This is a genomic window from Erythrobacter sp. SD-21, assembly GCF_000181515.1.
Classification (GTDB): Bacteria; Pseudomonadota; Alphaproteobacteria; order Sphingomonadales; family Sphingomonadaceae; genus Qipengyuania.
Map to the genome: position 1 here is coordinate 1 of NZ_ABCG01000001.1, position 18627 is coordinate 18627.

Below are 18627 nucleotides of genomic sequence, written 5' to 3' on the forward strand. Positions count from 1 at the left end.
CCCCCTCCTCAACGAAACCCAAAAACTGCTGTTAACCTATTGTCAGCAAACGTCTTGCTAGCGCGCCCGTATGACAGAATGGCATGGGTGGACACTCTCGCGGAAGGAAACGAAAGAATGGCTTGCAGAATGCCAGAAGCGTCGCCTCAAAGAGGGCAGGACTTGGAAAGCTGCAGCGCGCGCGCGCGTCGAGCAGTTGGAGAGTTCCGGCCGCGAATGGGAGGCAGAACAAGCTTCCAGGACGCTTCATCGAAGAAGCGTGATTTTCGCTCGCCGGGCACGCCAGCGACATGAAGCAGCACTTGAACGCGATCTCAGGCGGGTAGGCGCTTCCGTTCGAAGAAATGAACGAGAGCGCGATCAAGTTAAGGATTTTGGGGCGGCACCGCTCTTCGAATTTGAACCTAAGCGTGCAGGCTCACGCGTACGAGAAGGTCGCGATCTATACTGGGAATGGATTAGTAGGGGCTTCGGAAAACGAGCCACGCGCAACTACAGCAAGTCGAAGTCGCCGAGGATCCGTGCGCGTGAAGCCAAATGGTCAGATGGCGAGTTTCAGGAAAAAATTGCGTACATTGAAAGAGCGGATGCGCTCGAAGAAATTGAGGGCAACCTCCTCTCGAACATGGGCGCAGAACAGGCCGAACGAATTGGCTGCGCTGAGCGGATCGAGGCACTCGAGCGCGTAAGCCGTAAGGATGCGAGTGTTTACGTCCATTCGATTCTTGCGCTCCCCGCGGAACTGTCGCCCGAGGGTCGCGCCAAACTTCTCAATGATCTTTGTAGCAACTTGGCTCGGATGAGATTGCCCTTTGCGGCTGCACTTCACAAACCTGACCCGAAGAATGATCAGCGGAATTTTCACGCGCATATCCTCGTAAGTCTGCGACCGTTTGAACGTCTCGACGACAAATGGGAATTCGCCGCCACAAAAAGTACGTGGCTGAGCACGCCGGCCGGCTTGAAGCTTCAGCGCCGCATAATCGCACGAGCATTCAATAAAGCACTCGAAGCGGAACGAGCTACAGCAAGATGGACTCACCGTTCACGTGCAGCAGACGGTCTCGCGCCTGGAGGTTTCACAAAGAAGGGCGGTGTCAGCGGTAAGCCACCCAAACTTCCAGAGGATGTTGAGGAGGTCGTTCTCGCCTCAGGATGGTGGATCGCCGTCAGAATAAAGACGCGATCCAATACCTTTGGTTGGCCATCTCTGATCAGATTCCGCTAAAGACCTCGCGAAACAACCCCTTGGTCTGGCGGACGAAGATAGACAAGGTGGCCAAGAGATTGGCGCAATTGCGTCAAGATCACCCAAAGATTTTCGATGCATTGCTCGCAGGCCACCTATGGGAAGTGACTGATCTTCTTGAGAGAACGCCACACTCCAAGGCAAATGAGGAACTCTACAATACGATTTCGTGGGTCTATATTACTTGGGCGCTGTTCGACCTTCAGGTCATTTGCTTTCGATTGTTTCACGCCGAATGGAACGCGCTTGAGGGCGGCATGGAATCGCCCCATGCGTGCAAGCTTGAAACGCTAGAAAGTCTGGCAAAAGAAATTCAGCGATATGGTAGGGAAATAGACCTAGCTGTAACCAGCGGAAGCTCATTCGAGGACCTGAGCAGCGAACTGCGGGAGTTCATCGAAGACAACGGACTGGTTGAAAAGGCGCACGAGGTTTTTAGTGGATTGGCCGAAAATGGTGAAATGCCACCCATTTCGGTCATAAAGGTACAGGTGAACCGGTACTTCAAATCTCTCAAGCCAAAGCTCGAAAAGTTGTTGAAGTACCTGCAATATCACAGGGCAGAGCGGCGTCCGAACTTGATCGGTCATGCGCACTTGATCGGTGCGAGTCTGGGCAATCCTGTGCCCAAAGCGTTCCAGAAGAGCGACGACAAAAGCCTGCATATTCGTCATACCGCGTCCACCGTTCGTTACTTTGTGCCGGCTTTGACTGCATTGCTGTATTCGGTCGAGCGGATCGTGTCGGAGCTCAATTACCTCCCCGACCTGCTTGGAGTTCATTCGCGGCCCCTTTTTTGGAAATCGCAGGAAACAGGCTCCCATTGAGCGTGCGCTGTTTGCAATCTACCGAGACCTTTTCGTCCGCCCTGCGCGAGTTGGTGGAAATCGGAACAAGGGCAATGAGCGTTCGCTAGTAGAACGTTATCAAAATGAAATCGCTCCAGCCGTTGAAAAGTTGAAGAAGGCAGGCGGACGAGATCCCGGGCTTGAGCCCCAGCAAGACGAATGGTGGAAAGTGCCGCCAAGGCCACTCTTCGGTGGCGCACAGTCTGTCGATTTGATTTCACTTGGCGAAGATGAACGAGAAGAACCTCATCCTGATCTGAGAAAGCCAGGAGCCTAGAGGCCGAGAAAGATCGACGTTGAACTGCCACGAAACACGCGTGCTCTGCGAGACCTGTCAGATCATCCCGATGCGTCACCTCGTTTTCAACGCCAAGCCAATAAGTTGAAATCGTCCTTTGGGGATGATCTCGCGAAGCGGTTCAAGAAAGATTCCGATGACTAAATCGTGACCCCCACCTCAACGGCGAAATTTCGCCGCTAATCTTGCACCGTGAACGACACCTAGGTCGTTCACAGTAGCAGGATAAGATGTATGCCCAAAAATGAAGATCTGCCATTTGCCGATGAAGATGTCGACGCAGAGATGGCAAACACGCAATGCGAAACCTTGGAAAACTCAATGGGGCGCAGTGTTGGCATTTTGAAAGAGATCGACCCCGATCTGTGTGATCCCTTTCAGCTTAACGGAAGACTTCAGGCGCCCATCAAGTTCTCAGCAATTTCCGGACTGGTAGAGAGCATTCGCGAGGACGGACAGCAGGTTCCGGTTGTCGTGCGCGTCAGCTCGACCTCCGGACGATATGAAATCATCGCCGGCTCACGAAGAGCTAAAGCCATTCGCATCATCAATGCGAACGGAGGGGGGCCGCAAAGGCTCCTTCTTGCAGAGGTACGCGACCTCGATGACAAGGCTGCATGGAAGCTGGCAAGTGCTGAGAATGCCGAGCGCAAGGACATCTCTCCATACGAACGCGCGCTCAACTGGCAGCAAGCCTTGGTTTCGCTGTTCGAAAACAACCAAGCTGAGCTGGCTCGCTCGTTGAATGTCCATAGATCGGTTGTCAGTCGGATGATCGATTTGGCTAATCTGCCACAGGAAATCGTCGATCTCGTGTCGCGACCAGAGGCCCTTTCCGTCCATACCGCAGAGAAACTTGGCCCGGCCCTGAAGGATACGAACCGCCGGGAGACCATATTGGGCTTCGCGAGGAACATCGCTGACTCGGGAAAAAAACTCTCGGCATCCGAGCTGGTGCGGCGTCTCTTGCTCTCACCTTCGGAGGTCGAGAAGTTCAGGCCTGTGGCAATGAAAGCTGGTCGCTACGATCGCCAGGCCGTTTGGCAGACGAGGCCCAATGGCTCAGTCCAAATTGTCGTCCGCCGCATTCCCGAAGAGCTTAGTGCGAAAGACCGGAGAGCATTGCAAAAAGAGATTGTCAGCAAGTTGGCAGAGCATCTCAATCAGGCCTGATCAAGGAAGCTGAATGCGCGGCTCTCTTCTTTTGGTTCAACGGACCTGCGCTCAATTTCATGAAAGTGGCAACCGCTCCTCCCTCAGATCTCACTACCCTTAAAATATGCGGGGTTTCCAATGAAATATTCTCGAGATAGCAAAGCCGTATCTCCCCACATCTCATTAGGAGGTTCGCCTTCGAACCAAGAGGAAAGCCTTCTTAGGCTTCCCGACGTGATTGCCAGGGTAGGACTGAAAAAGACTGCAATTTACGATCGCATGAAAGTTGGCAAGTTCCCTCGCTCACGTTCTCTAGGTCCTAGATGCACGGTCTGGGCCAAATCCGAGATTGATCGCTGGGTGGGGGAGGTTGCTTCTCAGTCCACTGATGTCGAGTAATTCGGCGATGAGCTGACTAGTAGATCGAAAAATTTGACCGCTTTGGGGCCTATTCTGTTGAAAAACTCCCCCTTGCTTCGGGACTAAACTATTGATTCAGTGTTTCTGCAACCACGCGGAGACGGACTGATGATGGGTGAGCGGACGGTGATGCAGGAGCCGCTGTTCTACAGCTTCCGCATTGAGGATCATGTGCCGCAGGATCACCTGCTGCGCTCGGTTGACCGGTTCGTCGATCTTACGGATATCCGAGAGCACCTGAAGCCGTTCTACAGCTCGACCGGGCGGCCTTCGGTTGATCCCGAACTGATGATCCGGATGCTCATCATTGGCTATTGCATGGGCATACGCTCGGAGCGCCGCTTGTGCGAGGAGGTGCACCTCAATCTCGCCTATCGCTGGTTCTGCCGGCTCGATCTCGACGGCGCGGTGCCCGATCACTCGACCTTCTCGAAGAACCGACACGGCCGGTTCCGTGACAGCGATCTGCTGCGCAAGCTGTTCGAGATGACCGTCGAGCGCTGCATGAGAGAAGGACTGGTGGGGGCAGAAGGCTTCGCGGTCGATGCGAGTCTGATCCGCGCCGATGTCCACCGCCAGCGTTCGGTACCGGGAGATGAAGGGCTCCCGACCGAAGCTGCCGGTCGTGCGGTCGCTGAGTATCTTGAGGTCCTCGATGATGCTGCCTTCGGCGGAGCCACGCCTGTCGAGCCGAAGCGGATCAACCTCACCGATCCAGCTGCGCGCTGGACTGCGGCAACGCGCGAGGCGGCTTTCTACTCCTACTCCACCAACTATCTGATCGACCTCGATCACGCGGTGATCGTCGATGTAGAGGCGACGACATCGGTCCGGCAGGCCGAGGTCACTGCGCAGCGCCGGATGATCGAGCGAACGCAGGAACGCTTCGGCCTGCGGCCCGAGCGGCTTGTAGCCGACACAGCTTATGGCTCGGCGCCGAACCTTGCATGGCTGGTCGAGGACAAGGGCATCGAGCCCCACATCCCCGTGTTCGATAAGTCTGCCCGTAGCGACGACACCTTCGCGCGGTCAGACTTTGCCTATGACCCCCAGGACGACAGCTACCGCTGCCCTGGCGGCAAGCGGCTGAGACCATCCAACCGCAACTTCAAGACACCGCGGCCGCTGGCCAATGCCGATGGCTTCATCCGCTACCGTGCGAGCCAAAAGGACTGTCAGGCATGCAATCTCAAGCAGCATTGCGCACCCCGCACGGCGACCCGCAAAATCATGCGCTCGGTTCACGAAGGCGCACGCGACCTGGCACGCGATATCTCCAAAAGCGACGCCTATCTCGTCTCACGCCGCCAGCGAAAGAAGGTCGAGATGCTCTTTGCGCACCTCAAGCGGATCCTGAAGCTGGACCGCCTGCGTCTGCGCGGTCCCAACGGAGCAAAAGACGAGTTCCACCTCGCCGCCGCCGCCCAGAACCTCCGGAAACTGGCCAAGATGCGGCCCATGCCAGGCCTCGCCGCCGCCTGAGAGAGGCAACGGCCTCGCTCGCCCTCGATCCAGAACGCTAAACCAACGCAGCCAGCGGCGACTTTTTCAACACAATAAGGCGCAAAGCTGACATTATTCGAACGTCGCATCGTGCATGGTCCGGGGCGGGCGAGTCGATACCCCGTGGATAACCTCAAAAAGCTCTCGGGGGAGGGGGTGTTGATGGGGGTATTAGCGGTGAAAGATTGAGAATATCACAGCATTTACAGAGAGATACGTCTTCTATTTCTGTCCCTCCTCCGCTACCATAATTTTGCGCCGGGTTGGCGATCGCGGCCTCCCAGCACTCTGCTATAACACATCTTCCGAGTGAATTGGCGTGGTTAGCTGCGTTCTGGTCGGTCTTCCAGTCGGGTGGGCAGCCCCCTTCAAATATTAATTATGCCCCACCGAATGGCCTTTACTGCCGCAGACGACCGGTCTTTCACGTCGAGCTTATCGAAGACCCGTTTTATGTAGGTCGCAACTGTCGGCCCCCCGATCCCGAGTATCGTCGCAATCTCGCTGTTGGTCTTGCCGAGCGCGATCCAATGCAAAATTTCCGTTTCTCTGTTCGACAAGTTAGTCCGAAGGCCGTCCGCCCGGGAGGCTAACATTTCCATTTGCGTATGTGCAGCCTGGGCGACAGCTTGCAAAGCGAAGACGCTCGCCCTTTCCAGTACCTTCAGGTCCTTGACCTGCCCTATGGCGAATACGCCGAGGTTCTGACGAATTCCGAACGTGGGAATAATGAGCCCATCCGTTATCCCGTGTTCGCGGGCTTGTTCCAAAAAAGCCTTCTGTTCTTTTGATTGCGCCTGAGCGGAAATCTCGGTGAGCCTCAGCGGCCGACCAGAACGCGCAACGTATCGCGGAAAAGGATCGATCGTATCCATCTCTGCGCTGCGATAAGTTTCTGCCCAGGCGTCGGGGAAACCGAAGGCATCCATTTCGATACGTCCGGGCTCTGTTTTCGAGGGGACCATGTACGCAAATGCCTCGAACCCAAACTCGGCAAAATAGCGCCGCAAAATTTCGAACATTTCCTCGCGGCTCTTCGATCGCCCGATTTGGTCGAAAATTTGAATTTTTAGCCTCTTTCTCTTTCTGATCGCCGGAACAACATAGGATAAATACTCTTTCTGTCATCAAGTATAATGACATTCGTCAATATGACGTCGAAGTCTGCGACATGTTGCAGTGCAAAATATGGTTTACAAACGATTTACCAGGATTCGGATGTATTCCGTCCAAGTCAACAAAGGTCGCAACAGTGCACGGTTTGAATTTTCTCATAGTGGACCCCGATTACAAAGCTCGCAACTCGTTGGCACGTGTGCTCACGCAGAAGGGCTATGTGGTTCAGGTCGACAATGTGGCAGAATTTTGCCATCGCGATATTGATAGCGATTTCGTTTTTATTCCTGATCGCAATGGCGAGCTTGAATTCATATCTGGCCAGCTTCAGGAAGCGGGCATCTTTTTCCCTGCCATCGGATATGGCGGATCGCCTTCCATGACTCGCGTAGTTCAAAACCTGCGGGGGTCTTGCGCCGGATATATCGAATGGCCCGGCGACGAGTCAGAGATTTGGGCGACCCTTGACGTTGTTAAGAGAACGTCTGCCAACGTTGTCAAGCGCCGCGTGGCCGAGGCACGCGCTCAACACAAACTGGCAATGCTGACTCGGCGGGAGCGCCAAGTTGCCGAGGGCATCGGGCGAGGGTTATCCAGCAAGGAACTGGCACAGCCGCTCGGCATCAGCTTCCGGACCGTCGAAGTTCATCGCGCGAACATAATGATGAAGATGGGCACTCCGAATATGGCGAGTCTCATCCGAACGCTTGTCGAAGCCGGCGATGTGAACGAACTGAGTGTTGAAGAGCCGACGTTCTCTTTCGACGAGCCCCGCGCATACGCCTGACATTCGTCGGAAGGTAAGAGTGTGACAACTCAGTTTTTCAGCTGCGATCGATCGACTGCATTAGTTCCGCAAGTCTTCTGAGCATCTGTACGCTCACGTCGAGCGTTTGAAGCTTGGTCATATAGCGCGTCACCACTGCCGGATCGTCAGCCAGTTCGGCAGCCAATGCAGCCAGCGCGTCGGCAGTGCTATTAATGTCGATATTGGTAAGTAAGGTCGGCGCCAAGGGCCGAATGGTATGGCTATGGGGCGCATTTGCGTGCTCCGCTTTGGCTGTGACCACAGATTGATCGACGTCGGTTTGGGTCCTTCTTCCAGCAGGAAGCCAAGCATCCACGCGTGCGCGGTTTCGGAATTTCACGCCAATCCGTCCGGCAGTGGCCCAGACCACGTCGGCCTCGATCGAGACATCCTCTCGGAAGAGCCTGCAGGGTGTCCCAGCGGTAGGGAGGACCGGCCCGTCGATCAGGGCGCCCCCCGATGACATGTTGCGAACTTTTACTCGGCTTGATCTTCCCCCAAAGGAAAGATTTGCCATCACGAACATATTAGTGCGAGTTTCCAGACGCTTGCAGTCCGGCCGTTCGATGGGCAATTCGTATGCGGCAGATAGCATGGTTAACTCCTCGCAACGTGCCTGCCAGAACAGGGTGTACCTTCCGGTGATGATGGGGGCAGTAATAATACCTAAACGGTGTCTCGCCCGACCCTTGTGCTGCAGTCGGTGAAGCTCGGCGCGACGACCCGTCTTACGAATAAAAGAAGATCCGCCGCCCCGATGGGCGACGGATCCGGACGATCAATTTTTTTCCGATCAAAGAGATTAGCGGAGCAGCGAGAGAACGTTCTGCTGACTCTGGTTAGCCTGCGCAAGCATGGCACTGGAAGCCTGGCTGAGGATCTGCGATTTGGCGAGAGATGTCGTCTCTGCCGAGTAATCGGCATCTTCAATGCGCGAACGAGCATCCGAGAGGTTCGTGATGTTGTCGTTCAGGTTGTTGACCGCCGATTCGAGCTGGTTCTGCGATGCACCGAGACCGGCGCGGACGGTCGAGATCGTTTCGATTGCAGTGTCGAACAGGGCGATATCGCCAGCAGCCAGAGCGGTGACGTCGACAGCAGCAGCAGCAGCGAGATCGGTGTCGGTGGTAAGGTCGGCCGAGAGGTCGATGGTAACCGCGTCGACTTCGTTCGCGCCAGCCTGGATCGTGACGACCCCGGCGGTACCTGCCGTTGCATCGAACAGGTTCTGTCCATTGAACGAGCTGTTGGTCAGAACCTTGGTGATCTGCGTGTTCAGCGCGTCCATTTCGGACTTCAGATTGCCGAGGTCAGTGGTCGAGTACGTATCGTTCGATGCCTGAACCGCCAGTTCGCGCTGGCGCTGCAGCATGTTGGTAACCTCATTGAGCGCGCCTTCAGCAGTCTGCGCAAGCGAAATGCCGTCGTTCGCGTTACGAATTCCCTGGTTCATACCGCGAACCTGCGAGGTCATGCTGGTCGCAATGGCGAGGCCGGCGGCATCGTCCTTGGCCGAGTTGATGCGCTTGCCCGTCGAAAGACGTTCCATCGCGGTGCTCAGTGCCTTACCCGCCTGGTTCGAGGCATTCGTCGCCTTCAGCGCGCCGATGTTGGTGTTGATGACGTTCATGTTTCCATTCCTTCTGGTCTACGATCACTGCCCCGATCAGGATGCGGCAGTCGAGAACCAGACCGGCCTCAAGCCAAAGGATTTAAGGGGCCAGGCGAAGGAAATCCGATGCGCTGTTAACCATATAAGTAGTAATACCACCCCTATAATTATCCAATAAATGTGCGTGCCTGCCCCATATCCCGGCTGTTCGATAAGACTTGCCAATGGGGGCACTGATGAACGGGATTACAAAAACAGCGAAATTTCTGCGGGAGCACGGGGCAATCGATGCGCGCTTGTCCGGCATCGCCTCCTCCCTGTTTATGGAACGAGGGGTCATCCTGGCCGATGAGAACGATCGCTCATCGGATCTTGGCGGCCGTGCGATAAGAATGGAAAGAAGTGACGTTCCCGCAATCGAAATCGCGGGAGCTGGCGGCAAAGTAACGTATTCCGACCCCATTGCGGAAAGTAGCATCGCCGCACTCATCGCCATGACCTATTCCGGCGAAGGGCCGATTGCAGCCGATCCGGCATCGCTTTCCATCATCGCGCTGGCCGATCGGCTTGCGCGCACCAATATCCCGGTGCTCATCAATGGACCTACGGGGACGGGCAAAGAAGTTCTTTCGAACTTCGTTCATCGTCGCAGCGCCCGTGCAGAAAAGCCATTCATCGCTGTGAATTGTGCCGCGATCCCGGAAACCATGCTCGAAGCCATGTTGTTCGGTCATGTGAAGGGTTCATTCACGGGCGCCAACGCTGCCGGCGAAGGTTTCTTTCGCGCAGCCGACGGGGGCACCCTTCTGCTTGATGAGATCGCGGAAATGCCTCTTTCTCTGCAGGCCAAACTGCTTCGCGCGCTTCAGGAAGGTGAGGTTGTTCCGATTGGTGCCACGCGTCCGGTCAAAGTCGATGTCCGTATAATAGCCTGCGCCAACCGCGATTTGCCGCACGAAGTCCAGGAAGGCCGCTTTCGGGCCGACCTCTACTATCGCCTGAACGTCTTTCCGATCGAGATGCTGCCGCTGCGTGAGCGCCAAGCCGATATCGCGCCGCTGGCCTTTGCCATGCTGCTGCGTCATGTAGGCAAGGGTGATCGCATGCCGTGGATCAGCGATGCTGCTCTTGCCATGCTCGCATCCTATCCCTGGCCGGGAAATGTCCGCGAGCTCGAAAATGTCATGCGCCGCGCGTTGCTGCTGGCTCAAGGGGCCAGCGAGATCGGTGTCGACCACATAGTTTTCGACAAAGCCGTCCGCTCCATCGAGAAGCCAGACGAGCCCGAACTTTCTTCTGCAGAGAAGGGGTCTGCGAAACTCTCGAAGATTGTTCAAATCTCGGAAGCCCGCGCCATTATCGACGCTCTCGATTCCGTCGGTGGCCATCGCGCAAATGCGGCCCGCGCCCTCGGTATCAGTGAACGGACCTTACGGTACCGCCTCGCTTCCTTTCGTGAAGCAGGTATCGCAGTAGGAGCCGGCCGATGAACCCTGTAGGAGGAATTGGCGGCGGCGGCGGTTCGCTCGAGCAGATCATCGCCTTGCGAAAGCAGATCATCGATCGTTCGCAGGTTCTGAAGGAAATTCATGAACCCAAGCCGGCGGAGCCGACCTCATCGGCCACGGGAGGGCCTAGCTTCGGAGAATCGCTGCGCAGCGCGCTCGACAGCGTGAATTCAGTCCAGGCCGAATCCGGTCGAATGACTGCGGCTTACGAACGCGGCGAAGAAACCGATATCGCCAAGGTCATGCTGGCTCGGCAGGAGTCCGGCGTCGCCTTCGAAGCCACGCTCCAGGTACGCAACAAATTGCTTGCTGCGTATCAGGAAACCATGCGGATGGGGATCTAAGCCATGGCCAGTCTGGTCCCAGCAGGTGGCACCGGTTCCGGTGTAGCCGTTCCTCTGGGGAGCGGTGCAGGCATGTTTGGCGAACGTCTTCGCAGCTTTGCCGCGCAGAGCGCAGTCAGGAAGGCAGCGCCGTGGTTCGCCGGCGTCGCCGGTATGGGCCTGCTTGCGTTGACGTGGGCGGCGCTTTCCCCCGCACCGCAGCGCGTTCTGTATTCGTCGCTGGGCGATGCTGAGCGCGCCAGTGTGGTGACGACGCTGGACAAGGCTGGTATCTCTTACACGATCGATAGCAGCACCGGCGCCCTGACGGTGGGGGAAGACGACGTCTACCGTGCGAGGATGCTTGTCGCTTCGGATGGATCGCTCGCTGCACCTGAAACTGGCTCGGATCTTATCGCGAGCCTGCCGATGGGGGCCAGCCGCACGCTGGAAGGCGACCGTCTCCGTGCCGCGCAAGAGCGCGAGCTGACCATGACCATCATGGAGATCGTCGGCGTCGAGGCGGTAAGGGTTCATATCGCCAAGGCGGAACGTTCGGTTTTCGTGCGCGAGGACGTCGCGCCTTCGGCATCTATCATGGTGCGGTTGGCGCGGGGCCGCCAGCTGACGGATGGGCAGGTTGTCGCCATTACAAATCTCGTTGCCGGTTCGGTTCCAGGACTGAGCATCGATGCTGTCAAGGTCGTGGACCAGCATGGCAAGTTGCTCACTCAGGCACGCGATCCCCATTCCGGACGGATCGACCTGCAGGCACAGATGGAAGCGAAGCTGAACAGCCAGGTCAGTCAACTGCTCACACCCATGTTCGGCGCTGGCGCGTTCACAGCGCAAGTTCAGGTCGAGCTCGACATGAACGAGGTGACCTCTGCGAGAGAAAGCTACGATAAGGACGGCACCGTTCGCCGCGAAACGACCCAGCAATCACAATCGTCTGATGTTACGGCCGGCGGAATTCCGGGAGTTCTCGCCAATACACCCCCAGCCGAAGGGGAAGCAAGGCAGGGCGCTCCAAACGATACGCAGCAGGGGAACACTGCCGGAGGTATCGGGGAAAGCAGCGCGACGCGGGTGTACGAACTTGGGCGGGAAGTGCTGGTCTCGAACCTTTCGCCGGGTTCGGTCAAATATCTCTCCGTAGCTGTAGCCATCGATCAGGCTGCGCTTGCCAAGGCAAGCGCTGCGGACATCAACAAGGTGAAGGAGCTTGTCACGGCAGCAGTCGGCGCGCGCGAGGATCGCGGGGACAAGGTTACCGTCGTCATGCGCCCCTTCGAAAAGATCGAGGCGGAAGAAGTGCCCTTCTACGAAACGAGCTGGTTTGCCATGGCGGTGCGTAACGGTGTGGCCATTCTGGCAGTGCTTCTCGTCCTGCTGCTTGCCGTGCGCCCCGCAATCAAAGCGCTTCGCGGGATGGGAGTGTCCGACAAGACGGCAGGTAGTTCGGGCGAAGGGGTCGCACTCCCTATCCCTACTTACGACATTGAGGGGACAACATCCTTGAACCGGGAAACCTTGGACGGCCAGATCGAACTCGCCCAGCGCGTCGCTCGTGAGAACCCCGATGATGCGGTGCTCGCGCTTCGTCGATTGCTTGCAGAAGATGCGCGTGCAGGAGCATCGGCATGACTGCTATTCAATCTCTGAAGCTCGGCGGTACCGACAAGGCAGCGATCATGGTGATGTTGCTGGATGAAAAAGATGCCTCCAGAATTCTCGGCCAGCTAACCCCGGATGAATTGCGTCAACTGGCAGGAACGATGTGCGCAATCGGGGAGATTGAACCGCAAGCTATCTCCGATGCTATCGCCGGCTTCTCCAAATCTACGGCGAACGGCGGAATTTCCGGGCATGGGCGCGCCGACAATGTCCGCCGCCTACTCAATGGTGCAGTGGGTGAGGTCAAGACCGACAATCTGATGCGGCAGGTCCTGCCTGAAACGGAAGAAGCGAAACTTCCCGCACTCGGTTTGCTGCGCTGGCTTGATCCGAAGATCATCGGCGAAATCCTATCAGACGAACATCCGCAGGCCATCGCCGTTCTCCTGCTGCAGCTCGAAACCGATGTTGCCGCTGCCGCTCTCGCGGCGCTTCCCGAAGACCTCCACACGCCGGTACTCCACCGCGTCGCTCGGCTTGGTCCGGTATCCAGGCAAGCAATCGACATCCTGGAGCACACGCTGAACGCCAAGATCGAAAAGCTGCATGGGACCATTCCCCTCTCGATGGGTGGGATCAAGCATGCAGCAGACATCATCAACAAATCGCATCGCGATCTCGAAAAGAATGTCGTCCCGAAGATCGGGAAGATCGATAAGCAGCTGGTCAAGGAACTGCAAAACGAGTTGTTCAAGTTCGAGCATTTGTTCGTTCTCGACACCAAGATGACGGGGGTCCTCATGCGGGAGATCGAGAGCGATATCCTGATCCTTGCTTTGAAGGGGTTGGAGGAAGAACAGCGCCAGCAATTCTATGGCGCCATGTCTTCCCGCGCCGCAGACGGTCTGCGCGATGAGATCGAAGGGCGCGGCCGGGTCAAGAAAACCGATGTCGAAGCCGCTCAGAAGCAAATCGTTGAGATTGCCAAACGGCTGATTGCCGAAGGCGAGTTGATCATGGGCGAAGGCGATGACGATTATGTCTAGGATTGCTTACGCCTCATTAGGGAAGCGTGGGGAGTTCTCTCGGGACCCGCGATACGCAGATATTTCGCCAATTGCTGCGGCCCAGGCGATCGACCAGGAAGATACGTCCGAGAAAGCTTATCGAGCGGGGTTCAGCGATGGACAAGCTTCTGCCCGGGCCGATTTCGATGCGGCCATTGCGACCGAGCGAAAAGAGCGCGCGGCGATTGAGCTAGCGTTTGCGCGCTTCGATGCGGAGAGTGAGCGCATGTTGCGTGATCGGCTGCTATCGACTGTTCAGGTGCTTTGCGAAGAGGCGGTGCTGCCTTTCGCGCTCGATAAAAGCGGTATAGCGCGTCGCGTCGAAATGGCGGCGGCAATGCTCCAGCGTCAGCACGATGAGCGGAAAATTCATATTCATCCGGCCGATCTCGAACTGGTGCGTGACCATGTTCCGGCCGATCTCGAACTGATTGCCGATAGCACTATCGAACGCGGCGGCTTGCGAATCGAAACGATAGACGGCGGTGTCGAGGATGGGCCTACGCAATGGCGACGTACCCTCTCCGAATTGCTGGAAACATGCAGCAGCTGATCGACCAGACACTCGCCGCCATCGGTTCCCTTTCGCTCGAACTCGCGCCGAGGCGGTTCGGACGCGTCGTCGCGTGTGACGGAGGCTTGATTGAGGTGTCGGGACTTGGTGTGCCAATCGGTACGATCTGCACCATAGCGCAAGGAGCATCGCTTCGACATCGCGCGGAAACGATCGGATTCCGCAACGGCCACACGATGATGATGATGCTTGGCGATACCGTGCTGCTGCGGCCTGGTGCCGAGGTGCGGGCGGAAGGGAAGCCAGGCATGCTTCATGTCGGCTCCGAATTTCTCGGGCGAGCAGTCGACGGAGCGGGCGAACCAATCGACGGTGGCGGGCCCGTATTGGCGACGACCACCTGGCCTGCCGGGGGGCACCGGGTCGGAGCCCTTGATCGGTCGCGCGTGACGCAGATGTTCGACTGCGGCATTCGCTCGCTCAATGCGCTGACGACCTTCGGCGTCGGACAACGTATCGGCATCATGGCTGGTTCGGGCGTGGGAAAGTCCGTTTTGATGGATATGATTGTCGACAACGCAGAGGCCGATGCGGTCGTCGTCGGACTCATCGGCGAGCGAGCGCGCGAGGTTTCCGATTTCGTCTCTCGGCATATGGCGGGCGAACGCGCGGCGAACACCGCCATCGTGGCCGTGCCAGCCGATCATGCTGCGAACTTGCGCCTTCGTGGTGCCATGCTGGCGACATCGATTGCGGAGCACCTGCGCTCTCAAGGCAAGCGCGTATTGTTGATCCTGGATAGCCTCACTCGTGTCGCCCACGCGGCTCGGGAGATCGGCATTCTTCTGGGAGAACCCGGCGCCGCGCGCGGCTATCCCCCTTCCGCGCTCTCGACAATTACGAAAATGATTGAAAGAGCCGGAAATTCGAAAGAGACAGGCGGGGCCATAACCGGGATTTATACCGTACTCGCCGATGGCGACGACCATAACGACCCCGTGGTCGACACCGCGCGAGCAATTCTTGACGGGCACATCGTCCTGTCGCGCGAAATCGCACAGCGCGGGCAATATCCGGCGGTGGACGTCGGTGCTTCGCTGAGCCGCGTGATGAACGATATCGTTTCTGTCGAACACGTAGAGAATGCGCGGAAATTTCGCGCATTAAGTGCCAGCTTCGAGGAAAATCGTGATCTCATCATGATGGGCGCCTATCGCCAAGGCACGGATTCGCTGCTCGACGAAGCTATTATTCGGCAGCCGCGTATGAGCGATTTTCTCGCGCAGGGCACCGGCGAACGCGTCGATATGACCAGCGCCACCATGCAATTGTCGCACTTGTTCTCCGATGGTCACTGAGCGCAAAAAACTGCAGCGCGCAAAGCTGATCCAGCGGATCCGGACTGTGGAAAGAACCCGGTCGGCAGCGGTGGCCAGCGATGCGGAGGCCACGCGGATGCGCCTCTTCGCAGTGGCCGAGCGAACGCGCAGCCTCGCCGAGCATTATTCCCAGCGGAACGGCGACATGCTTGCCGGCGAACTGCGAAGCGGGCAGGCAATGCGCGAGCAACTTCAAAAGCTCACCCATCTCAGCACCGAGCAGGCGACAGCAGCCGAGCAGCATTCGCAGGCCAAGCTGCAAGAGTTCGCTCAGTCCGATCAACGCATGCGCAAGGCCGAAGAGAGCAAGCGTGAACTTGCGCGAAGAATTGTAGAAAACTTGGCCAAGGCCTGACCCCACCAGATTTTGGCACGGTTCTTGATAGCGTGTTCGTGGAAAACAGCGCGGACTTGCCATGAACCTTTCACTCGCCCTTTCGAAATCGATCGACACCCCTTCGCTCCCCTCCGGACTGCAAGGCGCAACCGCGCCGGAAACGGTCGATGTGGAGGGCGCGGACGGATTTTCCGTGCTGCTTGAATCGCTGGCGTTGATCGCGCCTAGTGCTGTGTCGTCTTCCGACGTTGCGGCACCGACCCTTGAGGCGCGGCCGTTTGCCGAATTGCCGGCCGGCATAATCTTGCCGTTTTCCGCCTCGGTGTTGCCGGTCGAGCATGGTGCTCACGGCGAAGCAAACGATGCACTTATTGCATCAACCCCAGTCCAGGCGCGATTCTCGGGTTTAACGCTGGACCCAAACGACGGGGCTGCAGCATCCGTTCTCGGACCGAAGACTGCTTCAACCCCCGATTTGGCAGACCTGCAAGACATTTCCGGTCAGCGGTCGAGGGGCACCGTCCATGTCAGCGTGTCTACTGCGGCCCAGCCACTTGATGCCACAATGGCAAGTCGTGTTACGGTCGCCACGACGGCACATTCGGCTGGCCAAGGAGAGGGGCGGGTTGCCGAGCCCTTGACCCTCAATCCCACTGTATCAACGACTGCTTCTAAAACGGAAGCAATGGTCGCCGCCGCGCAGGTCGCGCAAACAGCCTCTTCCGAGAACACGGGCGCCCCGCGGGGCTCGGCTGCCGACAAGACTGAAAACGAGAAGCGTGGGGCGTCAGTGGGGGTTCCGGGACCGACTGAGATGGCGAAACCCCTCGGGCAAAACCCGGCGATTTCCTTCCAAGATGCGTTCAGTCTTGCCCGACCTGCAACTTCCGCGCCACGTCCCGTCGACACAGATCTCTTTGCTCATGTCGAACGCGTCGTCGAAAAACTCAATGCGGCACGTCAATTCGACTTGTCGAAGCCGGCGTCTATCTCGCTAGCGCACCGCGACTTCGGTGCGCTGACAGTGACCTTCAACCAGAGTGAAGCGGGCGTGGAGGTCGAAATCGCGGCGGAGAACCGCGATGCTCAGCGCGCTCTTGCCGCGGCAATGGCAAGCGAACGCGGACCAACACGCTCGTTTGAAAACGGACCGCAGACCACCTCGGGCTCTAGCCAACACTTTTCGGCATCGAGCGAGCGCGGCCATTCCAGCAATGACGGTGGCGCCACCTCGAGCCCAAGTCATAGCGGCGGCAAGGAGCATCGATCGGATAGTTCCGAACAGCGCGCTCGCCACAGTGAGAATCCATCACTGACTAACCGGCCGTCTGAACAACCGTCGGACGACAGCGGCCTTTACGCCTGATCATCCAGCATTCCAATTAACAGGACCTCGACATGTCGAACGAAAATACCTCTCCAGAACCCAAGAAGAAGAGCGGTAAGCTTAAGCTTATCCTTTTCTCGCTCGTGTTGCTCGGAGCCGGTGGAGGCGGAACCTATGCCGCGTTCGCCAGCGGCATCGTCGGTGAACACAGCGCTGATCCAGAGGACAATAATCCGAATCTCGTGCTCAAGGGCGAGGAGGATCCTTTTCCCTATGGCGAAACCGATGCCAAGGACAAGACGGCGGTAGTCCATGGTGCCGGTGGCGGAGAATATCGGACCGCCTATTACAATTTCACAGAAGAGTTCACATCGAACCTCGTGGATGGTGCTGCCCTCATCCAAGTCAGCCTCGCCGCGTCGACGCACTATGACGGTCGTGTTCTGATGTGGCTCGCCGAGCACGAGACCGCACTGCGTTCGCGCATCTTAGCAGAACTCGCGGCGACCAGCGAAATGGAAGTCGTAAGCATTCGCGGCAAGGAAGAGCTCCAAACGCGCCTGACCCACGCAATCAACGAGACGCTCGAAGAACGCGAAGGCTTTGGCGGGGTGGATCGGGTCTATTTCCGGTCCTTCATCGTTCAATGAAAAATTCCTCGATCTCCGGAGCAGTAGCGCGCGCTGCGATGCATTGTGACGAGCTGTTGAGCCGTGCGGCGACCCCGCCCGAGCTCGACATCGAGTTTGCGCGTTTCGTATCCGGCTTTGCTGAAAACGCACAACTTCAGCTTGCCGAACTTTGCGACGATCGGGGCATTGCTACAAGTGTCGTCGCGACGGAACTCCTCCCTGTCGGCGATTGGTACGAACAGATGGGTAATGCCCGCCGGCACAGCTATTTCTCTCTTGGTCAGGAAAGCCGCGGAATTCTCGTTTCGGTCGGAATCGGTGAACTTGTGGCGCAATTCGAACGGATCCTTGGCGGTTCGGGAGAGGTCGACGAGCGCCTCGGCATCCTTCCGGCATCGGCAGCGCGCTTCGCCCATCAATTCGATGATCGCGTTTGTGAGGCTATGCGCCGGACGAGTGATCGCCGTGAGATTTCTGCCTCGGCAATTGGCGACGAGGCCGAGGATGTCGCTCCCTTCGCTTTGGGCGAGAAAGTGTGGACCGCCACCATCGCGATAAGTTCTTCGAAGAGCGATCGGCCCTGGCAGGTGAGGCTGGCCGCCTGTCAGTCGATGATCGCCGAACTCGTTGAAAAGCGCGCCGCCTCGCCTGCAACGGGCCGTACGATTGGCGCGCGTGGGATTGGCGGTTCGGCCATTGCCGACGTTGATCTACCGCTACGTGCGGTCCTGGTCGATGTCCCGATGTCGATCGCGCGGCTTGCGAGCCTCGAGCCGGGGGCGGTGATTCAGGTCGCGGTTAATCGCAGCGTCCCGCTTCAGATCGGCCAACTGACTATCGCGCACGGCTGTGTCGGGGAACTCGACGACCGCGTTGCGCTCGAACTTACTCATACATCTTTCTCGGAGTAGTAA

The 18627-nt window shown here is 57.6% G+C and carries 19 protein-coding genes; 16 read left to right on the top strand and 3 right to left on the bottom strand.

Features of this window, described 5'->3' with window-relative positions; all coding sequences use genetic code 11:
- Positions 1–70 precede the first annotated feature (70 nt).
- The 5 genes from ED21_RS14925 to ED21_RS00015 all read left to right on the top strand — a co-directional run bounded on the left by ED21_RS14925 (position 71) and on the right by ED21_RS00015 (position 5452).
- Positions 71–1228, top strand: coding sequence for a MobA/MobL family protein (locus ED21_RS14925; protein WP_083800329.1), 1158 nt, complete (start codon positions 71–73; stop codon positions 1226–1228).
- A gap of 47 nt (positions 1229–1275) precedes the next feature.
- Complete coding sequence (locus ED21_RS00005) at positions 1276–2076, top strand: hypothetical protein (protein WP_156787184.1); 801 nt, start codon at positions 1276–1278, stop codon at positions 2074–2076.
- Positions 2077–2629: 553 nt separating this feature from the next.
- Positions 2630–3568, top strand: a complete 939-nt coding sequence (locus ED21_RS14530) for a ParB/RepB/Spo0J family partition protein (protein WP_006831737.1) — start codon at positions 2630–2632, stop codon at positions 3566–3568.
- Between the two features lie 120 nt (positions 3569–3688).
- Entirely contained in the window at positions 3689–3949 is a 261-nt protein-coding gene (locus tag ED21_RS14930; protein ID WP_083800331.1) for an AlpA family transcriptional regulator, read from the top strand.
- Positions 3950–4078: 129 nt separating this feature from the next.
- Positions 4079–5452 (top strand): IS1182 family transposase, encoded by a 1374-nt coding sequence (locus ED21_RS00015; protein WP_006831738.1) that lies wholly within the window; start codon positions 4079–4081, stop codon positions 5450–5452.
- Positions 5453–5841: 389 nt separating this feature from the next.
- On the opposite strand, the gene ED21_RS14535 is transcribed toward ED21_RS00015, so the two are convergent.
- The gene (locus ED21_RS14535) at positions 5842–6495 is read right to left on the bottom strand and encodes a LuxR family transcriptional regulator (RefSeq protein WP_006831739.1); all 654 of its coding nucleotides are present in this window, start codon (positions 6493–6495) and stop codon (positions 5842–5844) included.
- A gap of 230 nt (positions 6496–6725) precedes the next feature.
- Between ED21_RS14535 and ED21_RS14540 the strand changes: the two genes are divergently transcribed.
- Entirely contained in the window at positions 6726–7376 is a 651-nt protein-coding gene (locus ED21_RS14540; RefSeq protein WP_006831740.1) for a response regulator transcription factor, read from the top strand.
- Between the two features lie 37 nt (positions 7377–7413).
- On the opposite strand, the gene ED21_RS00030 is transcribed toward ED21_RS14540, so the two are convergent.
- Both ED21_RS00030 and ED21_RS00035 read right to left on the bottom strand, forming a co-directional pair.
- The gene (locus tag ED21_RS00030) at positions 7414–7992 is read right to left on the bottom strand and encodes a PilZ domain-containing protein (protein ID WP_083800333.1); all 579 of its coding nucleotides are present in this window, start codon (positions 7990–7992) and stop codon (positions 7414–7416) included.
- Positions 7993–8199: 207 nt separating this feature from the next.
- The gene (locus ED21_RS00035; RefSeq protein WP_006831742.1) at positions 8200–9027 is read right to left on the bottom strand and encodes a flagellin; all 828 of its coding nucleotides are present in this window, start codon (positions 9025–9027) and stop codon (positions 8200–8202) included.
- Positions 9028–9245: 218 nt separating this feature from the next.
- Between ED21_RS00035 and ED21_RS00040 the strand changes: the two genes are divergently transcribed.
- From ED21_RS00040 to ED21_RS00085, 10 genes are all read left to right on the top strand, one after another.
- A complete protein-coding gene (locus ED21_RS00040; protein ID WP_034921052.1) occupies positions 9246–10499 on the top strand; it encodes a sigma-54-dependent Fis family transcriptional regulator in 1254 nt (417 codons plus the stop codon).
- On the top strand, positions 10496–10861 hold the full coding sequence (gene fliE / locus ED21_RS00045; protein ID WP_006831744.1) for a flagellar hook-basal body complex protein FliE: 366 nt from the start codon (positions 10496–10498) through the stop codon (positions 10859–10861). The genes ED21_RS00040 and fliE overlap by 4 nt, the downstream gene beginning before the upstream one ends.
- Before the next feature lie 3 nt (positions 10862–10864).
- On the top strand, positions 10865–12487 hold the full coding sequence (gene fliF, locus ED21_RS00050; RefSeq protein WP_034920830.1) for a flagellar basal-body MS-ring/collar protein FliF: 1623 nt from the start codon (positions 10865–10867) through the stop codon (positions 12485–12487).
- Complete coding sequence (locus ED21_RS00055) at positions 12484–13503, top strand: flagellar motor switch protein FliG (protein WP_006831746.1); 1020 nt, start codon at positions 12484–12486, stop codon at positions 13501–13503. The genes fliF and ED21_RS00055 overlap by 4 nt, the downstream gene beginning before the upstream one ends.
- Positions 13487–14077 (top strand): FliH/SctL family protein, encoded by a 591-nt coding sequence (locus ED21_RS14935; RefSeq protein WP_083800334.1) that lies wholly within the window; start codon positions 13487–13489, stop codon positions 14075–14077. The genes ED21_RS00055 and ED21_RS14935 overlap by 17 nt, the downstream gene beginning before the upstream one ends.
- The gene (locus ED21_RS00065; RefSeq protein ID WP_006831748.1) at positions 14065–15396 is read left to right on the top strand and encodes a FliI/YscN family ATPase; all 1332 of its coding nucleotides are present in this window, start codon (positions 14065–14067) and stop codon (positions 15394–15396) included. Before ED21_RS14935 ends, ED21_RS00065 begins: the two co-directional genes overlap by 13 nt.
- On the top strand, positions 15386–15772 hold the full coding sequence (locus ED21_RS00070; RefSeq protein ID WP_006831749.1) for a hypothetical protein: 387 nt from the start codon (positions 15386–15388) through the stop codon (positions 15770–15772). Before ED21_RS00065 ends, ED21_RS00070 begins: the two co-directional genes overlap by 11 nt.
- 61 nt (positions 15773–15833) lie before the next feature.
- Positions 15834–17120, top strand: a complete 1287-nt coding sequence (locus ED21_RS00075; RefSeq protein WP_006831750.1) for a hypothetical protein — start codon at positions 15834–15836, stop codon at positions 17118–17120.
- A 32-nt stretch (positions 17121–17152) separates the two neighbouring features.
- Positions 17153–17731, top strand: a complete 579-nt coding sequence (gene fliL, locus ED21_RS00080; RefSeq protein WP_006831751.1) for a flagellar basal body-associated protein FliL — start codon at positions 17153–17155, stop codon at positions 17729–17731.
- A 38-nt stretch (positions 17732–17769) separates the two neighbouring features.
- The gene (locus ED21_RS00085; protein WP_198005787.1) at positions 17770–18624 is read left to right on the top strand and encodes a FliM/FliN family flagellar motor C-terminal domain-containing protein; all 855 of its coding nucleotides are present in this window, start codon (positions 17770–17772) and stop codon (positions 18622–18624) included.
- Positions 18625–18627: the final 3 nt, after the last annotated feature.

Bases quoted from the DNA above. Each gene is read 5' to 3' on its own strand.
- ED21_RS00065 (WP_006831748.1), top strand. From the start codon at position 14,065: ATGCAGCAGCTGATCGACCAGACACTCGCCGCCATCGGTTCCCTTTCG.
- ED21_RS00055 (WP_006831746.1), top strand. From the start codon at position 12,484: ATGACTGCTATTCAATCTCTGAAGCTCGGCGGTACCGACAAGGCAGCG.
- ED21_RS14925 (WP_083800329.1), top strand. From the start codon at position 71: ATGACAGAATGGCATGGGTGGACACTCTCGCGGAAGGAAACGAAAGAA.
- ED21_RS00015 (WP_006831738.1), top strand. From the start codon at position 4,079: ATGATGGGTGAGCGGACGGTGATGCAGGAGCCGCTGTTCTACAGCTTC.
- ED21_RS14530 (WP_006831737.1), top strand. From the start codon at position 2,630: ATGCCCAAAAATGAAGATCTGCCATTTGCCGATGAAGATGTCGACGCA.
- fliE (WP_006831744.1), top strand. From the start codon at position 10,496: ATGAACCCTGTAGGAGGAATTGGCGGCGGCGGCGGTTCGCTCGAGCAG.
- ED21_RS00030 (WP_083800333.1), bottom strand. From the start codon at position 7,992: ATGCTATCTGCCGCATACGAATTGCCCATCGAACGGCCGGACTGCAAG.
- fliF (WP_034920830.1), top strand. From the start codon at position 10,865: ATGGCCAGTCTGGTCCCAGCAGGTGGCACCGGTTCCGGTGTAGCCGTT.
- ED21_RS00040 (WP_034921052.1), top strand. From the start codon at position 9,246: ATGAACGGGATTACAAAAACAGCGAAATTTCTGCGGGAGCACGGGGCA.
- ED21_RS00035 (WP_006831742.1), bottom strand. From the start codon at position 9,027: ATGAACGTCATCAACACCAACATCGGCGCGCTGAAGGCGACGAATGCC.
- ED21_RS14935 (WP_083800334.1), top strand. From the start codon at position 13,487: ATGACGATTATGTCTAGGATTGCTTACGCCTCATTAGGGAAGCGTGGG.
- ED21_RS00085 (WP_198005787.1), top strand. From the start codon at position 17,770: ATGCATTGTGACGAGCTGTTGAGCCGTGCGGCGACCCCGCCCGAGCTC.
- ED21_RS00070 (WP_006831749.1), top strand. From the start codon at position 15,386: ATGGTCACTGAGCGCAAAAAACTGCAGCGCGCAAAGCTGATCCAGCGG.
- fliL (WP_006831751.1), top strand. From the start codon at position 17,153: ATGTCGAACGAAAATACCTCTCCAGAACCCAAGAAGAAGAGCGGTAAG.
- ED21_RS00075 (WP_006831750.1), top strand. From the start codon at position 15,834: ATGAACCTTTCACTCGCCCTTTCGAAATCGATCGACACCCCTTCGCTC.
- ED21_RS14930 (WP_083800331.1), top strand. From the start codon at position 3,689: ATGAAATATTCTCGAGATAGCAAAGCCGTATCTCCCCACATCTCATTA.
- ED21_RS14535 (WP_006831739.1), bottom strand. From the start codon at position 6,495: ATGTTCGAAATTTTGCGGCGCTATTTTGCCGAGTTTGGGTTCGAGGCA.